Source organism: Paenibacillus thermoaerophilus (genome assembly GCF_005938195.1).
Lineage (GTDB): Bacteria > Bacillota > Bacilli > Paenibacillales > Reconciliibacillaceae > Paenibacillus_W > Paenibacillus_W thermoaerophilus.
The window spans coordinates 81942-99712 of record NZ_VCQZ01000014.1; the positions used below are offsets into that span (position 1 = coordinate 81942).

Sequence of the window (17771 nt, forward strand, 5' to 3'; positions counted from 1 at the left end):
TCGAGGAGGCAACACTCCCTATGAAAGCGACCGTATACGTCACGATCAAACAAAACGTTCTCGACGTGCAAGGCAGCGCCGTAAAGGGCGCGCTTCACTCGATGGGCTTCCAGGAAGTCGGCAGCGTCCGCATCGGCAAATACCTGGAGCTGGAGCTGGACACGAACGACCGCAGCGAAGCCGAAGCCCGCGTCAAAGCGATGTGCGAGAAGCTGCTGGCCAACACCGTCATCGAAGACTACCGGTTCGACCTCGTATAAAACATAAGGGACGGGAGGAAACGCCATGAACTTTGCAGTGCTCGTATTCCCGGGCTCCAACTGCGACATCGATTGCTACAAAGCGGTCCAGTCGATCGGCGAATCGGTCGATTACGTGTGGCACACCGCCACGGACTTGTCCCAATATGACGCCATCCTCGTGCCGGGCGGCTTTTCTTACGGCGACTACCTGCGCTGCGGAGCGATCGCCCGTTTCGCGCCGGTCATGAACGAGGTCGTGAAAGCCGCGGAGCAGGGCAAATACGTGCTCGGCATCTGCAACGGCTTCCAGATTTTGCTGGAGTCCGGCTTGCTGCCGGGCGCGATGCTGCGCAACAAAACCTTGAAATTCCGCTGCCACCCGTCGATCCTGCGGGTCGAGAACAACCGGACCCCGTTCACGAACCAATACGCGGCCGGCGAGGAGATCAACATCCCGATCGCGCACGGCGAAGGCAACTATTATTGCGACGAGGCGACGCTGGAGCGCCTGAAGCAAAACAACCAGATCGTCTTCCGCTATGCGCACGACAATCCGAACGGCTCCGTCGACGACATCGCGGGCATCTGCAACGAACGCGGCAACGTGCTCGGCATGATGCCTCACCCGGAGCGCGCCGTGCACCAACTGCTCGGCTCGGAGGACGGCAAACGGATGTTCACATCGATCCTGAACGCATGGAGGGAACAGCATGGCTCAGCAGTTGTCGGCTAAGGAACCTACGGCAGAACAAATCGAACAACAAAAGCTGTACAAGCAGATGGGCGTCACGGACGAAGAGTACGCCAAAATCTGCGGATTTCTCGGCCGCAAGCCGAATTACTGCGAGATCGGCGTGTTCTCCGTCATGTGGTCGGAGCACTGCTCGTACAAAAACTCGAAGCCGATCCTGAAGAAGTTCCCGACGACCGGCCCCCGCGTGCTGATGGGGCCGGGCGAAGGCGCCGGCATCGTCGACATCGGCGACAACCAGGCCGTCGTGTTCAAGATCGAATCGCATAACCATCCGTCCGCGATCGAGCCGTATCAAGGCGCGGCGACGGGCGTCGGCGGCATCATCCGCGACATCTTCTCGATGGGCGCGCGTCCGGTCGCGCTGCTGAACTCACTGCGGTTCGGCCGCCTGGACAACGAGCGCGTGAAATATTTGTTCGAGAACGTCGTCAGCGGCATCGCCGGCTACGGCAACTGCATCGGCATCCCGACGGTCGGCGGCGAAGTCGTGTTCGACGAGAGCTACGAGGGCAACCCGCTCGTTAACGCGATGTGCGTCGGACTCATCAACCACGACGAGATTCAGCGCGGCGTGGCCAAAGGCATCGGCAACCCGGTGCTGTACGTCGGACCGGCGACGGGCCGCGACGGCATCCACGGCGCGACGTTCGCCTCCGAGGAGCTGACGGAGGAGTCCGAGTCCAAGCGTCCGGCGGTTCAGGTCGGCGACCCGTTCATGGAGAAGCTTGTTATGGAAGCCTGCCTCGAGCTGATCAAGTCCGGCATCGTCGTCGGCATTCAGGATATGGGCGCGGCGGGTCTGACCTGCTCCAGCTCCGAGATGGCGAGCAAGGCCGGCAACGGCATGGAGCTGGTGCTGGACCGCGTGCCGCAGCGCGAGCCGGGCATGACGGCGTACGAGATGATGCTGTCCGAGTCCCAGGAGCGCATGCTGTTTGTCGTCCGGCCGGAGCATGAGCAGCAGGCGAAGGACATTTTCCGCAAATGGGGCCTGATCTGCGAGACGGTCGGCAAAGTAACCGACGACGGCAGACTGAGGCTCATTCATCACGGCGAAGTCGTGGGCGACATCCCGGTCACCGCGCTGGTCGACGAGTGCCCGGTGTACCACAAGCCTTCCAAAGTGCCGGCTTATTATGAAGAGAATGCCCATGTCGACACGACCCGCTACCCGGAAGTGACGGATCTGCAAGGAGCGCTGGAAAAGCTGCTCGCCACACCGTCCATCGCCAGCAAGGAATGGGTCTACAATCAATACGACTATATGGTGCGCACCAATACGTTCGTGCCCCCGGGCTCGGACGCGGCGGTCGTCGGCATCGACGGCACGCGCAAAGCGCTGGCCATGACGACGGACTGCAACGGACGCTACGTCTACCTCGATCCCGAAGTCGGCGGACGCATCGCGGTCGCGGAAGCGGCGCGCAACATCGTCTGCTCCGGCGGCGAGCCGCTGGCGATTACGGACAACCTGAACTTCGGCAGCCCGGAGAAGCCGGAAATTTTCTGGCAACTGGAAAAAGCGGCCGACGGCATCTCCGAAGCGTGCCGCGTGCTGGAGACGCCGGTCATCGGCGGCAACGTCTCGCTGTACAACGAGAACGCCAAAGGCGCGATCTACCCGACGCCGGTGATCGGCATGGTTGGTCTCGTCGCCGACGTCGATCATATCACGACACAGGGCTTCAAGAAGGAAGGCGACGTCATCTTCCTGCTGGGCGAGACAAAAGCCGAGCTCGGCGGCAGCGAATTCCAGAAGGTGCTGCACGGCGTCGTCGAAGGACGCCCGCCGCAGATCGATCTGGCGGTCGAGCGCAAGCTGCAGCAGGCGCTGCTCGGCGCGATCCGCAGCGGTCTTGTCGCATCGGCGCACGACTTGTCCGAGGGCGGTCTCGCGGTGGCGCTCGCCGAGTCGGCGATCAGCGGCAAGATCGGTGCTTCGGTCGACGTCGCGACAGAGCTGCGCGCGGACTTCGCGCTGTTCAGCGAGAGCCAGTCGCGCGTGCTCGTCAGCGCGTCCCCGGCTAACGCCGATGCGCTGGCTCAGGCGTTTGTCTCGGCTGGCGTGCCGTGCGCGCGGCTCGGCACCGTCGGCGGCGAGTCGCTGCGCGTCAGCGTGAACGGCCGCGCCGTCATCGACGCCGAGGTCGGCAAGCTGACCCGGTTGTTCAAGGACGCGATCCCGGCCGCGATGGCGAAGTAAGCCGGCGGGCGGACGCCCGCGCCGGGAACGTTGTCCGGCGGCGATCGGGCTGCCCGGCAAGTCGAAATGGCCCCAACCAATCGAACGGGATATGTTCCAGCTAATTTGTCGTTGAAGACATTGAGCCGGGCCCCGTCTCCGGATGCCGTGCCGCCGCCCCGCGCGGCCGGTAACGAAGGGGCGGGCCCGTCAAATCTCAGCCAGACGCAGCAGGCATCGAGGGCTTCGTTCTGGAGATGGAAAGGTGGTTCCCTTCATGGCTTCCCAGCCGATCGGCAGCCAGGCGGCGCTTCGCGAATCCGTTATCTCGCGCGACGCCGGCTCGGCGGACGAACTGCGCTCGCTTCGCGAGCAGTGGACGGGCGATTTCTACAACGAAGGCAGCGGCAAGGACGGTCCGTTTGACCGGCTCCGCGAGGAATGCGGCATATTCGGCGTGTTCGGCTACCCGAACGCTTCGTCTCTTTGTTACTACGGTCTGCACGCGCTGCAGCACCGCGGCGAAGAGAGCGCAGGGATCTGCACGCGGGACGGCGAAGACTTCCATTATTATCGCAACATGGGTCTGGTCAAGGAAGTGTTCGACAAGGACCGGCTGCAATCGCTGAAGGGCAGCGTGGCGATCGGCCATGTGCGCTACTCGACCTCCGGTGAGAGCAAGCTGGCGAACGCGCAGCCGCTCGTGTTCAAATACAAGGGCGGCGATCTGGCGATCTGCACGAACGGCAATCTCGTCAACGCGCCGGAAATCCGCAAGCGGCTGGAGGAGTCGGGCTCGATCTTCCAGACGACAAGCGATACGGAGGTCATGATCCACCTGATCGCGCGCTCCAAGCAGCCCGACATCGTGTCCGCGGCGAAGGAAGCGCTGCGCCAGGTAAGCGGCGGCTTCGCGTTCCTCATCATGACGAAGGACAAACTGCTTGTCGCTTCCGATCCGCACGGCCTGCGTCCGCTTGTGATGGGCAAGCTGGGCAACGCGTACGTGTTCGCGTCGGAGACTTGCGCGTTCGAGACGATCGGCGCGAGCTACATCCGCGACGTCCAGCCGGGCGAGCTGCTGGTGCTGGACGCCGGCGGCCTGCACGAAGACCGCTTCGCGACGATGCAGCGCCGCGCGCTGTGCGCGATGGAATATATTTATTTCTCGCGTCCGGACAGCGACCTCGACGGCATCAATCTGCATACCGCGCGCAAAAACATGGGACGCCAGCTCGCGAAGGAAGCGTTCGTCTACGCCGACGTCGTGACCGGCGTTCCGGACTCCAGCATATCGGCGGCGATCGGCTACGCGGAGCAGACGGGCATCCCGTACGAGATCGGCTTGATCAAAAACCGCTACACGGGCCGCACGTTTATCCAGCCGAGCCAGGAGCTGCGCGAGCGGGGCGTCAAGATGAAGCTGAGCGCGGTGCGCAAGGTCGTCGAGGGCAAGCGTGTCGTCATGATCGACGACTCGATCGTGCGCGGCACGACGTCGCTGCGCATCGTCAATATGCTGCGGGAGGCGGGCGCCAAGGAAGTGCATGTGCGCATCAGCTCGCCGCCATACATGAACCCTTGCTTCTACGGCATCGATACGCCGGACCGCAAGGAGCTGATCGCCTCGTCCAAGACGATCGAGGAGATTCGCCAGGCGATCAACGCGGACTCGCTGCATTTCCTGTCGAAGGAAGGGCTGCTCGCCGCGATCGGGCGGCCCGGGCAGGAGTACAACCGCGGCCATTGCACCGCTTGCTTCGACAACGACTATCCGACGCCGGTTCCAGACGGGAGCGCGGCGGTCGGCTGCGGAGGCTGCGACTGAGCGGAGGGCGGGACTCCCGCGTTATTTTTCACCAAGCATGAAGGAGTGGATCCGGTGTCTTCTGAGGCGTATAAGCAAGCCGGCGTGGATATCGCCGCGGGCAATGAAGCCGTGGAACGGATGAAAAAGCACGTTCGCAAGACGTTCCGTCCCGAAGTGTTGACCGACCTGGGCGGCTTCGGCGCACTGTTCGGCCTGAACAAGCACAAATACGAGGAGCCGGTGCTGGTGTCCGGGACGGACGGCGTCGGCACGAAGCTGAAGCTGGCGTTTATGATGGACAAGCACGACACCATCGGCATCGACGCCGTGGCGATGTGCGTGAACGACATTGTCGTGCAGGGCGCGGAGCCGCTGTTTTTCCTCGATTATCTGGCGACGGGCAAGATCGTGCCGGAGAAGATCGAATCGATCGTCAAAGGCATCGCGGACGGCTGCGCGCAGTCCGGCTGCGCGCTGATCGGCGGCGAGACGGCCGAGATGCCGGGCATGTACGGCGAGGGCGAATACGACATCGCCGGCTTCGCCGTCGGTGTGGCTGACAAGAGCAAGCTCGTGACCGGAGCGAACATCAAGCCGGGCGACGCGGTTATCGGACTGGCCTCGAGCGGCGTTCACTCCAACGGCTACTCGCTTGTGCGCAAGCTGCTGCTGGAGACGATGGGCTACGATCTGCATGCGCCTCATCCGGATCTGGGCGGGCAGAAGCTGGGCGACGTGCTGCTGACGCCGACCAAGCTTTACGTGAAGTCCGTGCTGGCGCTGCTGGAGCGCGTGGAAGTGAAGGGCATGGCGCATATTACGGGCGGCGGCTTCATCGAAAATATTCCGCGCGTGCTGCCGGAGGGCGTGAACGTCGAGATCGACTACGGCTCGTGGCCGATTCTGCCGATATTCCGGCTGATGCAGCGGGACGGCGACATCAGTCACCGCGACATGTTCACGACGTTCAACATGGGCATCGGCATGGTGCTGATCGTGCCGGAGGCGCAAGCGGAACAAGCGATGGCGATCGCTCGCGAGCACGGCGAGCAGCCGTACCGCATCGGCCGCGTCACGCCGGGCGAACGCGTCGTGACGTTCGCGGGGGTGCAGGTCTGATGCCGCCCGGCCGGCATCCCGGGAGCGGGGCGGGCGCGGCGCGGCGGCCTCGCATCGCCGTGTTCGCCTCGGGCAACGGCTCCAACTTTCAAGCGCTGGTGGAGGCGGAGCGCGCCGGCCTACTGGACGGGCATATCGGCTTGCTCGTCTGCGACAAGCCGCAGGCGCGCGTCATCGAGCGGGCGGCCCGGCTCGATGTGCCGGTCTTCTCGTTCCGGCCGCGCGACTACGCGTCCCGCGAGGACTACGAGGCCGAGATCGTATCCCGCCTGCGCGAGCATCAGATCGATCTGATCGTGCTTGCCGGCTATATGCGGATCGTCACGCCGGTGCTGCTGGAGGCGTATCCGGAACGGATCGTCAACATCCATCCATCGCTGCTGCCGGCGTTTCCGGGCCTTCACGCGGTGCGCCAAGCGCTGGAACACGGCGTGAAGGTCACGGGGGCGACCGTGCACTTCGTCGACGGCGGCATGGACACGGGGCCGATCATCGCCCAGCGCGCGGTCGAGGTGCTGGAGGACGACACGGAGGAGACGCTCGCCGATCGCATCCACGCCATCGAGCACGAGTTGTACCGCGAGGCGGTCCAACTGATCTGCGAGGGGCGCGTGCGCGTCGTGGACGGCAAGCGCGTCGAGATCGACAGAACGGCTCGGCGATAATCGCGGCCGGGGCCGCATGAACGGCCGAAGCCGAACACCCGTAATCGCAACGAAACAGCAGGCTCGCCGGGAACAGGCGAACCGTCCGCCGCCAATCGGCGGACATGTGTCGACGCGGGCACGGAGGGCGGACAACCCGGCGGGCAGTCCGGCAGGGCGGCCGGGGCAGCCGTCGCGTCACCGTCCCGGATCGGGAGGACCCGCGTCCCGCTGGCGACCTCCAGAGTCGCAACCGTATACCAGTTTAAGGAGGCATCCCCTGTGGCAATCAAACGCGCGTTAATCAGCGTGTCGGACAAAACCGGCTTGGTCGAGTTCGCGTCCGCGCTGGCCAAGCTAGGCGTAGAAATCATCTCCACCGGCGGCACCAAGACGCTGCTTGAGAAGTCCGGCGTTCCGGTCATCGGCATCTCCGACGTCACCGGCTTCCCGGAAATTATGGACGGACGCGTCAAAACGCTGCATCCGGCGGTTCACAGCGGCTTGCTGGCTGTACGCGACAATCCGGAACATCAAGCACAAATGAAAGAGCTCGGACTCGACTACATCGACCTCGTCGTCGTCAACCTGTACCCGTTCGCGGAGACGATCGCCAAGCCGAACGTAAGCTACGAGGACGCGATCGAGAATATCGATATCGGCGGTCCGACGATGCTGCGCTCCGCGGCCAAAAACCATGCGTTCGTCACCGTCGTGGTGGACGCCGCGGACTACGGCGCGGTCCTAGAAGAAATCCGGGCTCAGGGCGACACGACGCTGGACACGCGCAAACGCCTGGCGGCCAAGGTGTTCCGCCATACGGCCGCTTACGATTCGCTGATCTCCCAATACTTGTCGGCGCAAGTCGGCGAGACGTTCCCCGAGCGGTACACCGTTACGTACGAGAAAATCCAGGATCTCCGCTACGGCGAAAATCCGCATCAGCAAGCTGCGTTCTACCGCAAGCCGCTCGCCTCGGCGGGCAATCTGACGACCGCCGAGCAACTGCACGGCAAGGAGCTCTCGTATAACAACATCAACGACGCCAACGCGGCGCTGCAGATCGTCAAGGAATTCACCGAGCCGGCCGTCGTCGCCGTCAAGCATATGAATCCTTGCGGCGTCGGCATCGGCGCGGATATCGACGAAGCTTTCGTGAAAGCCTACGAGGCCGATCCCACATCGATCTTCGGCGGCATCGTCGCGGCGAACCGGACGATCGACGAGCCGACCGCCCGGCGGATCAGCGAGATTTTCCTGGAGATCGTGCTCGCGCCGGACTTCACGCCGGCCGCGCTGGAGATATTGACGAAGAAGAAAAACATCCGCCTGCTGAAGCTCGGTTCGGCGATGACCGCCGCCCAGCCGGAGCATGTCCTGACCTCGGTGGACGGCGGCATGGTTGTGCAGGACCGCGATCTGCGCCAGATCACGGAAGCCGACCTGAAGGTCGTGACGGAACGCGCTCCGACCGCGGAAGAGCTGAAGCAACTGCTGTTCGCCTGGAAAGTCGTCAAGCACGTCAAGTCCAACGCGATCGTGCTGGCTCGCGACAACATGACGGTCGGCGTCGGCGCGGGCCAGATGAACCGCGTCGGGTCCGCCCGCATCGCCATCGAGCAGGCCGGCATCAAAGCGCAAGGCTCCGTGCTGTCCTCCGACGCGTTCTTCCCGATGGGAGACACGGTCGAACTGGCGGCGCAAGCCGGCGTTACGGCGATCATCCAGCCGGGCGGCTCGATCCGCGACCAGGAGTCCATCGACGCGGCCAACAAATACGGCATCGCGATGGTCTTTACGAACGTGCGCCATTTCAAACACTGAACATAGCTCCCGCGACCCGGGTCGGCGTTGGCCGATCCGGTTGCGCATAGGGGGCCGTTCGGGGCGCAGGCCGCCCGAGCCGTATGTGCATCGCGGCTGTATGCCATGATCTTGTTTAATCCAGTGGGGAGGTCTCACATCTCGTGAAAGTTCTAGTCGTCGGCCAAGGCGGCCGTGAGCATGCCATCGTCTGGGCGCTGAGCAAAAGCCCGTCCGTCAAGGCGCTGTACTGCGCCCCCGGCAACGCGGGGATCGCGGCTCTCGCCGAATGCGTGCCGATTCAGGTGAACCAGTTCGAGGAACTGAGCCGATTCGCCGTGGACAATCGGATCGATCTGGTTGTCATCGGCCCGGATGATCCGCTTGCGGACGGCATCGTCGACTATATGGAAGAGAGAGGACTCGCCGTATTCGGCCCGCGCAAGAACGCGGCGGAGATCGAAGGCAGCAAGGTGTTTATGAAGCATCTGCTGAAAAAATACAAAATCCCGACCGCAGCCTACGAGACGTTCGACAATTACGAGGACGCGCATGCGTATCTGATGAAGCAAGGCGTCCCGATCGTCATCAAGGCGGACGGTCTCGCCGCGGGCAAAGGCGTCACCGTCGCCCATACGATGGAAGAAGCGGAAGAAGCGCTGAGCCGCATCATGAAGGACAAGGTGTTCGGCGCCTCCGGCAACCGGGTTGTCATCGAGGAGTTCATGCAAGGGCAGGAAATGTCGATCCTGTCGTTCGTCGACGGCGAGACGGTACGGCCGATGGTGCCGGCCCAGGACCACAAGCCCGTATTCGACAACGACCAAGGCCCGAACACCGGCGGCATGGGCACGTATTCCCCGGTGCCGCACATTCCGGAGTCGGTCGTGCAGAAGGCGATCGACACGATCATCATCCCGACCGCCAAGGCGCTGGTGGCCGAAGGCCGGCCGTTCCGCGGCGTGCTGTTCGCCGGTCTGATGATTACGCCGGACGGAACGCCCAAGACGGTGGAATTCAACGCGCGGTTCGGAGATCCGGAGACGCAGGTTGTGCTGCCGCGACTGAAGACGGACCTGCTGGACATTTTCCTGGCGACCGTGAACGGGCGTCTGGATCAGTTGGATATTGAATGGAGCGACGAAGCGGCCGTATGCGTCATCGCCGCGTCGGAGGGATATCCGGGATCATATCCGAAGGGCTTGCCGATCGACGGCCTGGACCAAGCGAAGGACAAGGCGCTGATCTTCCATGCGGGCACCGCGATGAAGGACGGCCGGTTCGTCACCAATGGAGGCCGCGTGCTGGGCGTCGTCGGACTCGGAAGCGATATTGCCCAAGCCCGGGAGCAAGCGTACTCCGCGATGGATCTCATTCGCTTCGAAGGCAAGCATTACCGTACCGATATCGCCAAAAAAGCGCTGAGATAAAGCAAAGCGGCTGCGCCAAGCCCTCGTCAGACTTGAAAACCCCCGCCAACCGCAGCGGATCGTATTCCGGTACGGTTAAGCGGGGGTTTTGCAAGGGCCGGAGGCACGGATCGCGCCGAGCGGCGGATCGGCACGAGCCAACGCCCTTCACCGCCGGAAGGGCGGCCAAGGGCGTTGGGCATCGGCGCGGACCCGAACGGGATTGGGGAGAGGGATATCCGAACCGATCGGGCGCCGCTTGCGAACCGGGCGTCAGACCGTCCGGCCTGCCGCATTTCCAGCGAGCTTGCCGTCGCCGCCCCGGCCGCCGAACATCCGGTTCCACAGCTTGCGGAGGTAGGGGAGCACGTAGAGGTCTCCGCCGATCCGGCCCGCGTTGGCGCCTGCTACCAGCACCAGCGTGCCGATCAGCACCATCCAAGGGTTCGTGCTTACGGTGCCGGCCATCAGGAACATGAAGTTCATCAGGAGCCCGAAGAATGCGGCGGCCGTCGTCAGCGTGCCGAGGATCAAGCCGAGTCCGACGAGAAGCTCGCCCCAAGGAATCAGGAAGTCGATCAGCTTCACGTTCGGCAGCGCGAAATGCTCGATAAACGCCGTATACGTCGGGTAGATCAGCTCGCCTGTCGCTTTATCCGCGACCGGCTTGGCGACGGCATTCGTCAAAAACCCTTTTGCCGTGAAACCGTCCGTAATCTTGTGCCAGCCGGCTTCGAGCCACATCCAGCCGAGATACAGCCGGAGAACCAGAAGCCCCCAAGCCGCCACGATGTTGTTTCTCCACCAGTTCATCATCTGTATCGCCTCCGTGGTGGTGATGGTTTTTTCATCACCTCTTTGATGATTCCATCATACACCATTTCCGAGGCGGAGATTGTGATAAAAATCACAAACTTGGGGAAACCGAAAAATTTTCCGATCGCTGTCGAAATTCCGGACCGGATATGCCGTCATGCGCGTTCGCGCGAGCTCCGGATATCGATAGAGGAAATGCTCCGCGGGGCTGTCCGCTGCCGTTTGGGCCGCGGCTTTCGTCAGTGCATGTTCCGTTTGTTTTTCCATACGATAAAAACGGCAGCGGACACTCCGAGCAACAACACCAACGGAAGCATACACGGATAAACCCGGTCGATCCATTCCGACATGTTCGCGGCCTCCTCGCCGGCTTCTTATTCGGCGCTATCGCATTCCATACGTTTAGGCTGTCCGAATTCGCGCGGGTCTATCATGGAACCTCCGAATATAAGCTTTGGAGTGAAAAAAGACCCCTGAAAAGGGGTCTTGAAAGAAAAATCGTCAACTGATAACCTGGATGGCGCGAATATCGGACACGGGGACAGCCGTAATCGTGCCATTCGAGAAATATGCGACACCGCCCTGCACGTTGATAAAACGCACATTGGTCAGAACCCTGCTGTTGATAAAGACGTTCACCCGTTGACCCGGAAAAAGTCTGCGCAAAATGCCGATTACGCTTGACCCGTCGCCGCGACTCCGGTCTTCGCCTCGACTTCTTTTATCGCCGCGACTCCGGCTTTCTCCGCGAGTCCGATCGCGGTTTCGTGGGCCTTGCCAGTTCGAGTAAGGATCAACAAACATGCCGCTAACCTCCTTCCTCCCTTTTCTTCTATATCCTATGCCTCGGCGCATTGGAAGGACTAGACTGATAGCTAAGGAAAAAGCGCGGATTTTGGGGAAATTGCCGCAGGGACGGGTTGGCGGCGGCCGTTATAGATTCGAAGGCTGATAGAGCGGAGAACGGAGGAACCCGCTTGCCGATGGAGGCTTGCTGACGGATGGAAGTCATGGTATACTTACAATTAGTAAGTTAGTGAAGATAATGAAGCGAAAAGAGGGAACCCGCATGAGTAAACAACCGAGCTTGTTCGTGGCCCACGGCGCTCCGCTGCTTGCGGTTCAACAGGATTCGTATACCGCCTTCCTGGAAAAATACGCTGACGCGTTGCCGGAACGTCCCGCCGCGATCGTCAGCATCACGGCCCATTGGGACGTGCCGGGCCAGTTGATCAGCCGGCGCGAGCTCAACGGCACTTATCACGACTTCGGCGGTTTCCCCGAACCACTGTACAAGCTGCGGTACGATGCGCCGGGCGACATCGGCTTGTCCGACCGGATCGCGGAGTTGCTGGCCTCGGCGGGCGTCGCCTCCTCCTTCGACGACAGCAGGGGGCTTGACCACGGCACATGGGTGCCGCTGCTGCGGATGTTTCCGAACGCGGATATTCCCGTCGTGGCGTTGTCCGTCCATTCCCGCGGGACACCGGAGCATCAATACCGGATCGGCCGCGCGCTCGAACCGCTCCGGAACGACAATATTCTGATCGTCGCCAGCGGCGGTCTCGTGCACAACTTCGCTTATCTCGAATGGGATCGCGGCATGGGGGTGGAGCCCCAAGGAGTGCCGTGGGCGATGGAGTTCGACGAATGGATTCGGGAGCGCGTGGAGGGCTGGCGTCTGGGCGAACTGATGGCGTACGACAGGCTGGCCCCGCATGCGTCCGCGGCCGTTCCCCCGAGGGCGAGGGAGCACTTCGTGCCGCTGTTTTACGCGATGGGAGCGGCGGATTCGACCCGCCAAGCCGAACGGAAATACCAAGGCTACCAGGTCGGATCGCTGTCGCTGAATTTTTACGAGTTTTACTGACCGGAGAGGACCGCTCGGCTTCCCTGCGCGGACGGGAGGCCGTGGCGGTCCTCTGTGCGCCCATCGTCGGAGAGGCGATGCCCGGCATGTTCTCTGGCGGCGGGGACGGACCCGGCGGCGGAGGGGCCTTCCGCCCTACCGGATCGGACGCCGCTTGCGCAGGGGCAGGCTTCGCTTCGGTCCCGCGCGTCTCCTCGGGCTGCGGCGCTTGGAAAGCTTTCTCTTGCGGCGGCGCCGCTTGCGCTTGCGGGGGGGCTTCGTCTCCTCGGTTTCTTCTTCCTTGTCGTCTTTGCCGAATAGACCGAAGATGATCTTGATCATCGGAGCCATCTGCGAGACGCTTTGCAGGACGCGCTGCGCTTTGCCGACCTTGTCGACGATGCCCTCGATGCCGCCCATGCGCTGCATGAAGTTCTGGACGTCGGCCATGCTGAAGCTGCCGAGCACGTTCATCAGCTTGCTGCCCAGCCCGGCTCCGTTCTGCGCCGCTGGAGCAGGCGCCGGCAACATGCTTACCGGCTGGGCTTGATGTATGACCTGTCCCGCGGCGCCGGCCCCTTGCGGCAACGGCACACTGTTGCGATGCGGCTGCGCCTGGACATATAACTGCGGCTGCGCCGGCCGATGCGCCCCCGCGCCCGGCACCGCGTACGGCTGGGGCTGGCCGCCGGCGCCCTGAACGGTCTGCCGAGGCTGGCTGCGGGGCGTAGCGCCGGCCGCTCCGGGCGGCGCTCCCTGCTGCGGCCCATATGGTTGCCAGGATTGATTCACGTCACTCACGATCCTTTCCCGGGCGGAATGATCTCCCCATATCCTATGAGCTAGGCGTATGCTATGCATGGACACCCGCCCGGGAGACACAAGCCTATTTTCGCGGCGGGCGCCGGGTCGGGCCGTCCTCCGGCCGTGACCATCCGATGCCGGGACATTCGGCGTCAGCGGATTCGGTTGCGGGTCGGTCAGCCCTTTAACGGGCACGACCGATTTAGCCCGGTGATGCATGAAAATTTTAAAGACATGAAAAAGTAAAGGAAGGATTCCGGGGACAATTTGTCGAATACAATAGGGCAATAAACGCAGTCCGAAAGAGCAGGAGAGGATTATGTCATGCAGCTAAAGAAGCTTAACGATAAAGCGATCGATCAATTGTTCGAGGCGATTTTGACCTTAAAGTCCGTCGAGGAATGTTATGTGTTTTTTGACGATTTGTGCACGGTCAACGAAATTCAGTCGCTGTCCCAGCGTCTGGAGGTAGCGCGCATGCTCCGCAAGGGAAGCACCTACAATCAGATCGAGGCGGAGACGGGAGCCAGCACGGCGACGATCTCGCGGGTCAAGCGCTGCCTGAACTACGGCAACGACGGCTACAAAATGACGCTGGAGCGTCTCGGACGCTGATCGTCACATTGACTTTTCCCGCCCGTTTCGCTAGCATGATTAAGACAAGCAAGGTTCGAGTCATGCCGAGGCCGGGCGATGCCGTCTACGAATGCCGGACGGCGTGAGCGGGGGGGATTGCGCATGCGCAAATTCGGCGTATTGCTTATCAGCCACGGCTCGCGCAGCGAAAGCTGGGTGAAGCTGGTGGAGGAGACGGTGGAACGGGCAGAATGGCCTGCGGACCTGCCGAAGTTCTGCTCGTTTCTGGAGCTGGTGGAAGGGCGGCTGATTCAGGACGGCATCGACGCGCTGGAGGCTCGGGGCGTCACCGACCTGCTGGTTGTGCCGCTGTTCGTCTCGTCGGGCAGCACGCATCTCGACGAGATCCGATGGGCGCTGGGAGCGCAGGCCGAACCGTCCCGCGAGACCGACCTGAAGAAATTCCGCGTCCAGGCGCGTGTGCACTTCGGCGAGCCGATCGATGACGATCCGGCGATCGCGCGGATCTTATGGGAGAAGCTCCGCCGCGTGTCGCGGGACCCGGCCCGGGAGGTGCTCCTCCTCGTCGGACACGGGAGCGCGGAACGCGAATTCCACCGCCGCTGGCGAAGCGGCATGCGGCGGCTGGCGGAACGGGTGCAGGCCCTTGGCGGGTTTGCGGCCAGCGATATCGCCATGCTGCTTCCGAATCAAATACCCTGCAAGATGAAGCTGTGGCAGCGCCGTCGGCCCGATTGCACGCCGGTGGTCGCGCCGCTTTTTTTGAGTGAGGGGTATTTTACGCAATCGGTGATCCCCGAACGGCTGAAGGGGTTCGACTACCGGTACGGGGGCGAGGCGCTGCTTCCCCACGACGGCGTCACGCAGTGGCTGGAGCGCCAAGTGAGCCGTCTGGCGGAACGAGCCATGATTTCGAACGTATAATAACCATCGAATCGCAATTTCACTAACGGAAGAATCAAGGTGAATAAGGTTGAGACCGAAACGAGTCCGACTGATCTATAACCCGTCGTCCGGGCGGGAAGAGATGAAGAAGCGCCTGCCCGATGTGCTGGCCCGGCTGGAGCGGGGAGGTCTGGAGGTGTCCGCGCACGCCACCATCGGCGAAGGCGACGCGACGCTTGCGGCGGCGACCGCCATCGAGCGCGAGTTCGATTATATTATCGCCGCGGGCGGCGACGGCACCTTGTACGAAGTGATCAACGGCATGGCCGAGAAGGAGTACCGGCCGCCGCTCGGCCTGCTGCCGGTAGGCACCACCAACGACTTCGCCCGGGCGCTGGGCATCCCGCGCAACTGGGAGCAAGCCTGCGACATCATCCTGAAGCAGCACGCCCGCCCGATCGACGTCGGCCGCGTGAACCAGAAATATTTCATCAATATCGCCGGGGGCGGCTCGATGACGGAGCTGACCTACGAGGTGCCGAGCAAGCTCAAGACAGTGCTGGGGCAGCTTGCCTATTACATGAAGGGGATCGAGAAGCTGCCGCGGCTGAAGCCGATCGAGCTGTACGTCAAGACGCCGGAACTGGAGCTGCACGAGGAAGTGATGCTGTTCCTTATCGCGAACAGCAACTCCGTCGCCGGCTTCGAGAAGCTCTCGCCGGACGCGAGCCTGGACGACGGCCTATTCGAGCTGTTCCTGCTTAAACGCTGCAGCCTGGCCGACTTCATCCGCGTCGTGACGCTGGTGCTTCGGGGCGAGCATATGGACGATCCGCATCTCATGCATATCCGCACGTCGCAGGTGGAGATCACCTCGCCGGATTACGTCCAGCTCAACCTGGACGGCGAGTTCGGCGGCACGCTGCCGGGCGTGTTCACGGTGCTGCCGAAGCATCTGCAAATCCTCGTCGATCCGACGGGGCAATCGAGCTACAGATAAGGCGCTTGGAATAATGGATCTTGAGCAAAAGCTGTAGAGGAGAGCACCCTGTACGCCGGGGTGTTTTCGTATTTCAACGGGGGAAGAGGAGGCCGCCATGAGAAACAACCGGCACCGCCGATCGAAATCGAATCCGCCAACCGCAAACGCCGCCGTCGGCGCCAAGCCGAGAGGAGCCGCCGCGCCGACCGCGCCGTCAGGCCGCCGGGGAGGGGCTTCCGCCCGTCCGGACCCGGCTCCGCCCGCGTGGGCGGCCGAGCTGCCCGTGCGCGAAGGCGGCGAGTACGTCGTCGACGTGGTAGGCCTGGGCCATGACGGGGAAGGCGTCGGCCGCTACGAGGGCTACACGCTGTTCGTTCCCGGCGCGCTGCCGGGGGAGCGGGTGCGCGTGCGCGTCGGCAAGGTGAAGAAGCAGTACGGCTTCGCCTCTCTGTTGGACGTCGTTGAGCCTTCCGCCGACCGCGTCGCCCCTCCGTGCGCCGTCTACGACGCCTGCGGCGGCTGCCAGTTGCAGCATCTGAGCTACGAGGCTCAGCTTCGGGCGAAGCGCCGGATCGTCGTCGACGCGCTGCAGCGCATCGGGAAGCTGGCGGTGGCCTCCGCCGACTCTGCCCCGACGGAAGCCGGCGGGCCGCCGGATGCCGCCGACCGCCCCCCTGTGATCGTGCACCCGACGATCGGCATGGCCGATCCCTGGCGCTACCGCAACAAGGTGCAAGTGCCGATCGGCGAGCAGCAGGGCGGACTGATCGGCGGATTCTACGAGCAGGGCAGCCACCGCATCGTCGATATGGACGCCTGCCTCATCCAGCAGGAGGAGAGCGACGAGATCGTGCTCCGCGTGAAGCGGATCGGTTCGGTGCTGGGGCTGACCGCCTACCGGGAAGATACGCACACCGGCCTGCTTCGCCACGTCGTTGTGCGTACCGCCCGCCGAACCGGAGAGATCATGGTGGTGCTCGTCACCAACGGCGACCGTCTGCCGAACGCGGAGCGGCTGGTCGAAGCGATCCGGGAAGCGGTGCCGGGCGTCGTAAGCGTCTGCCAAAACATCAACACCGCCCGCACCAACGTCGTGTTCGGCGGCGAAACCCGCGTGTTATGGGGACAAGAGGTCATCTACGACTACATCGGAGACGTGAAGTTCGCCATCTCGCCGAGATCGTTCTTCCAGGTCAATCCGGTGCAGACCGAGGTGCTGTACGGCAAGGCGCTGGAGTACGCGGCATTAAGCGGGGAGGAGACCGTCATCGACGCCTACTGCGGCATCGGCACGATCTCGCTGTTCCTCGCGAAGCGCGCCCGCCGCGTCTACGGCGTGGAGATCGTGCCGGAAGCGATCGCCGACGCTCGCCGCAACGCGGAGCTGAACGGTATGCGCAACGTGGAGTTTGCCGTAGGCGAGGCCGAGACGGTGCTGCCGCGCTGGCTGGAGGAGGGCGTCGCTCCCGACGTCGTCGTGGTCGACCCGCCGCGCAAGGGCTGCGACCCGGCGCTGCTCGACACGCTGCTCGAGATGAAGCCGCCGCGCGTCGTGTACGTATCTTGCAACCCGGCGACGCTGGCGCGTGACCTGCGCGTGCTGGAGGACGGCGGGTACCGCACCGTTGAGGTGCAGCCGGTCGACATGTTCCCGCATACGGTGCATGTGGAGTGCTGTGTGTTGTTGGTGAGGGATGATACAGATCGATGAAACCCTTATAAATACTGGATTTTATTCTATAGTACAGTGCCGGACATATGAGTAATACAGAGGTCCAAAAACAGCGTTGATGTAAAATTGATGTAAAAATTGATCGGAAATCAACCTATAAGAACATAAAAATGACGCCAGGACATACTTCCCCTGAGCGTCAT

16 protein-coding genes are annotated in these 17771 nt (G+C 62.7%); 13 read left to right on the forward strand and 3 right to left on the reverse strand.

All coding sequences use genetic code 11. The annotated features are described in order from the left end of the window. Window positions 1-20: 20 nt before the first annotated feature. The 8 genes from purS to purD all read left to right on the forward strand — a co-directional run bounded on the left by purS (window position 21) and on the right by purD (window position 9984). Window positions 21-260 carry a phosphoribosylformylglycinamidine synthase subunit PurS gene (gene purS, locus FE781_RS11200; RefSeq protein ID WP_138789712.1) on the forward strand — a complete coding sequence of 80 codons (240 nt, stop codon included), beginning with the start codon at window positions 21-23 and terminating at the stop codon, window positions 258-260. A 25-nt stretch (window positions 261-285) separates the two neighbouring features. Next, window positions 286-975, forward strand: a complete 690-nt coding sequence (gene purQ, locus FE781_RS11205; RefSeq protein ID WP_138789713.1) for a phosphoribosylformylglycinamidine synthase subunit PurQ — start codon at window positions 286-288, stop codon at window positions 973-975. After that, window positions 953-3199 (forward strand): phosphoribosylformylglycinamidine synthase subunit PurL, encoded by a 2247-nt coding sequence (purL, locus tag FE781_RS11210; protein ID WP_138789714.1) that lies wholly within the window; start codon window positions 953-955, stop codon window positions 3197-3199. Before purQ ends, purL begins: the two co-directional genes overlap by 23 nt. A 256-nt stretch (window positions 3200-3455) precedes the next feature. After that, complete coding sequence (gene purF / locus FE781_RS11215) at window positions 3456-5006, forward strand: amidophosphoribosyltransferase (protein ID WP_138789715.1); 1551 nt, start codon at window positions 3456-3458, stop codon at window positions 5004-5006. A 54-nt stretch (window positions 5007-5060) separates the two neighbouring features. Then, window positions 5061-6107 (forward strand): phosphoribosylformylglycinamidine cyclo-ligase, encoded by a 1047-nt coding sequence (gene purM, locus FE781_RS11220; RefSeq protein ID WP_138789716.1) that lies wholly within the window; start codon window positions 5061-5063, stop codon window positions 6105-6107. Then, window positions 6107-6772: a phosphoribosylglycinamide formyltransferase gene (purN, locus tag FE781_RS11225; RefSeq protein ID WP_138789717.1), complete on the forward strand. Its 666-nt coding sequence runs from the start codon at window positions 6107-6109 to the stop codon at window positions 6770-6772. Before purM ends, purN begins: the two co-directional genes overlap by 1 nt. Before the next feature lie 261 nt (window positions 6773-7033). Next, window positions 7034-8575: a bifunctional phosphoribosylaminoimidazolecarboxamide formyltransferase/IMP cyclohydrolase gene (gene purH, locus FE781_RS11230; RefSeq protein ID WP_138789718.1), complete on the forward strand. Its 1542-nt coding sequence runs from the start codon at window positions 7034-7036 to the stop codon at window positions 8573-8575. A gap of 143 nt (window positions 8576-8718) precedes the next feature. Then, a complete protein-coding gene (purD, locus tag FE781_RS11235) occupies window positions 8719-9984 on the forward strand; it encodes a phosphoribosylamine--glycine ligase (protein ID WP_138789719.1) in 1266 nt (421 codons plus the stop codon). A 252-nt stretch (window positions 9985-10236) separates the two neighbouring features. On the opposite strand, the gene FE781_RS11240 is transcribed toward purD, so the two are convergent. Both FE781_RS11240 and FE781_RS18010 read right to left on the reverse strand, forming a co-directional pair. Then, on the reverse strand, window positions 10237-10779 hold the full coding sequence (locus tag FE781_RS11240; protein ID WP_211346348.1) for a DoxX family membrane protein: 543 nt from the start codon (window positions 10777-10779) through the stop codon (window positions 10237-10239). 674 nt (window positions 10780-11453) lie between these two features. Further along, a complete protein-coding gene (locus FE781_RS18010) occupies window positions 11454-11579 on the reverse strand; it encodes a hypothetical protein (protein WP_281281892.1) in 126 nt (41 codons plus the stop codon). 269 nt (window positions 11580-11848) lie between these two features. Here FE781_RS18010 and FE781_RS11250 point away from each other — a divergent pair, with 269 nt between their 5' ends. Then, window positions 11849-12649: a DODA-type extradiol aromatic ring-opening family dioxygenase gene (locus FE781_RS11250; protein ID WP_138789722.1), complete on the forward strand. Its 801-nt coding sequence runs from the start codon at window positions 11849-11851 to the stop codon at window positions 12647-12649. A gap of 135 nt (window positions 12650-12784) precedes the next feature. Here the strand turns inward: FE781_RS11250 and FE781_RS11255 are convergent, their stop codons facing one another. Next, on the reverse strand, window positions 12785-13420 hold the full coding sequence (locus FE781_RS11255; RefSeq protein WP_138789723.1) for a hypothetical protein: 636 nt from the start codon (window positions 13418-13420) through the stop codon (window positions 12785-12787). A gap of 336 nt (window positions 13421-13756) precedes the next feature. On the opposite strand from FE781_RS11255, the gene FE781_RS11260 reads away from it, so the two are divergent. From FE781_RS11260 to rlmD, 4 genes are all read left to right on the forward strand, one after another. Further along, window positions 13757-14047, forward strand: coding sequence for a YerC/YecD family TrpR-related protein (locus FE781_RS11260; protein ID WP_138789724.1), 291 nt, complete (start codon window positions 13757-13759; stop codon window positions 14045-14047). Between the two features lie 123 nt (window positions 14048-14170). Continuing rightward, window positions 14171-14953 (forward strand): sirohydrochlorin chelatase, encoded by a 783-nt coding sequence (locus FE781_RS11265; protein ID WP_138789725.1) that lies wholly within the window; start codon window positions 14171-14173, stop codon window positions 14951-14953. A gap of 49 nt (window positions 14954-15002) precedes the next feature. Further along, window positions 15003-15914, forward strand: a complete 912-nt coding sequence (locus tag FE781_RS11270) for a diacylglycerol kinase (protein ID WP_138789726.1) — start codon at window positions 15003-15005, stop codon at window positions 15912-15914. Between the two features lie 97 nt (window positions 15915-16011). Beyond that, window positions 16012-17607, forward strand: a complete 1596-nt coding sequence (gene rlmD / locus FE781_RS11275) for a 23S rRNA (uracil(1939)-C(5))-methyltransferase RlmD (protein ID WP_138789727.1) — start codon at window positions 16012-16014, stop codon at window positions 17605-17607. Window positions 17608-17771 lie beyond the last annotated feature (164 nt).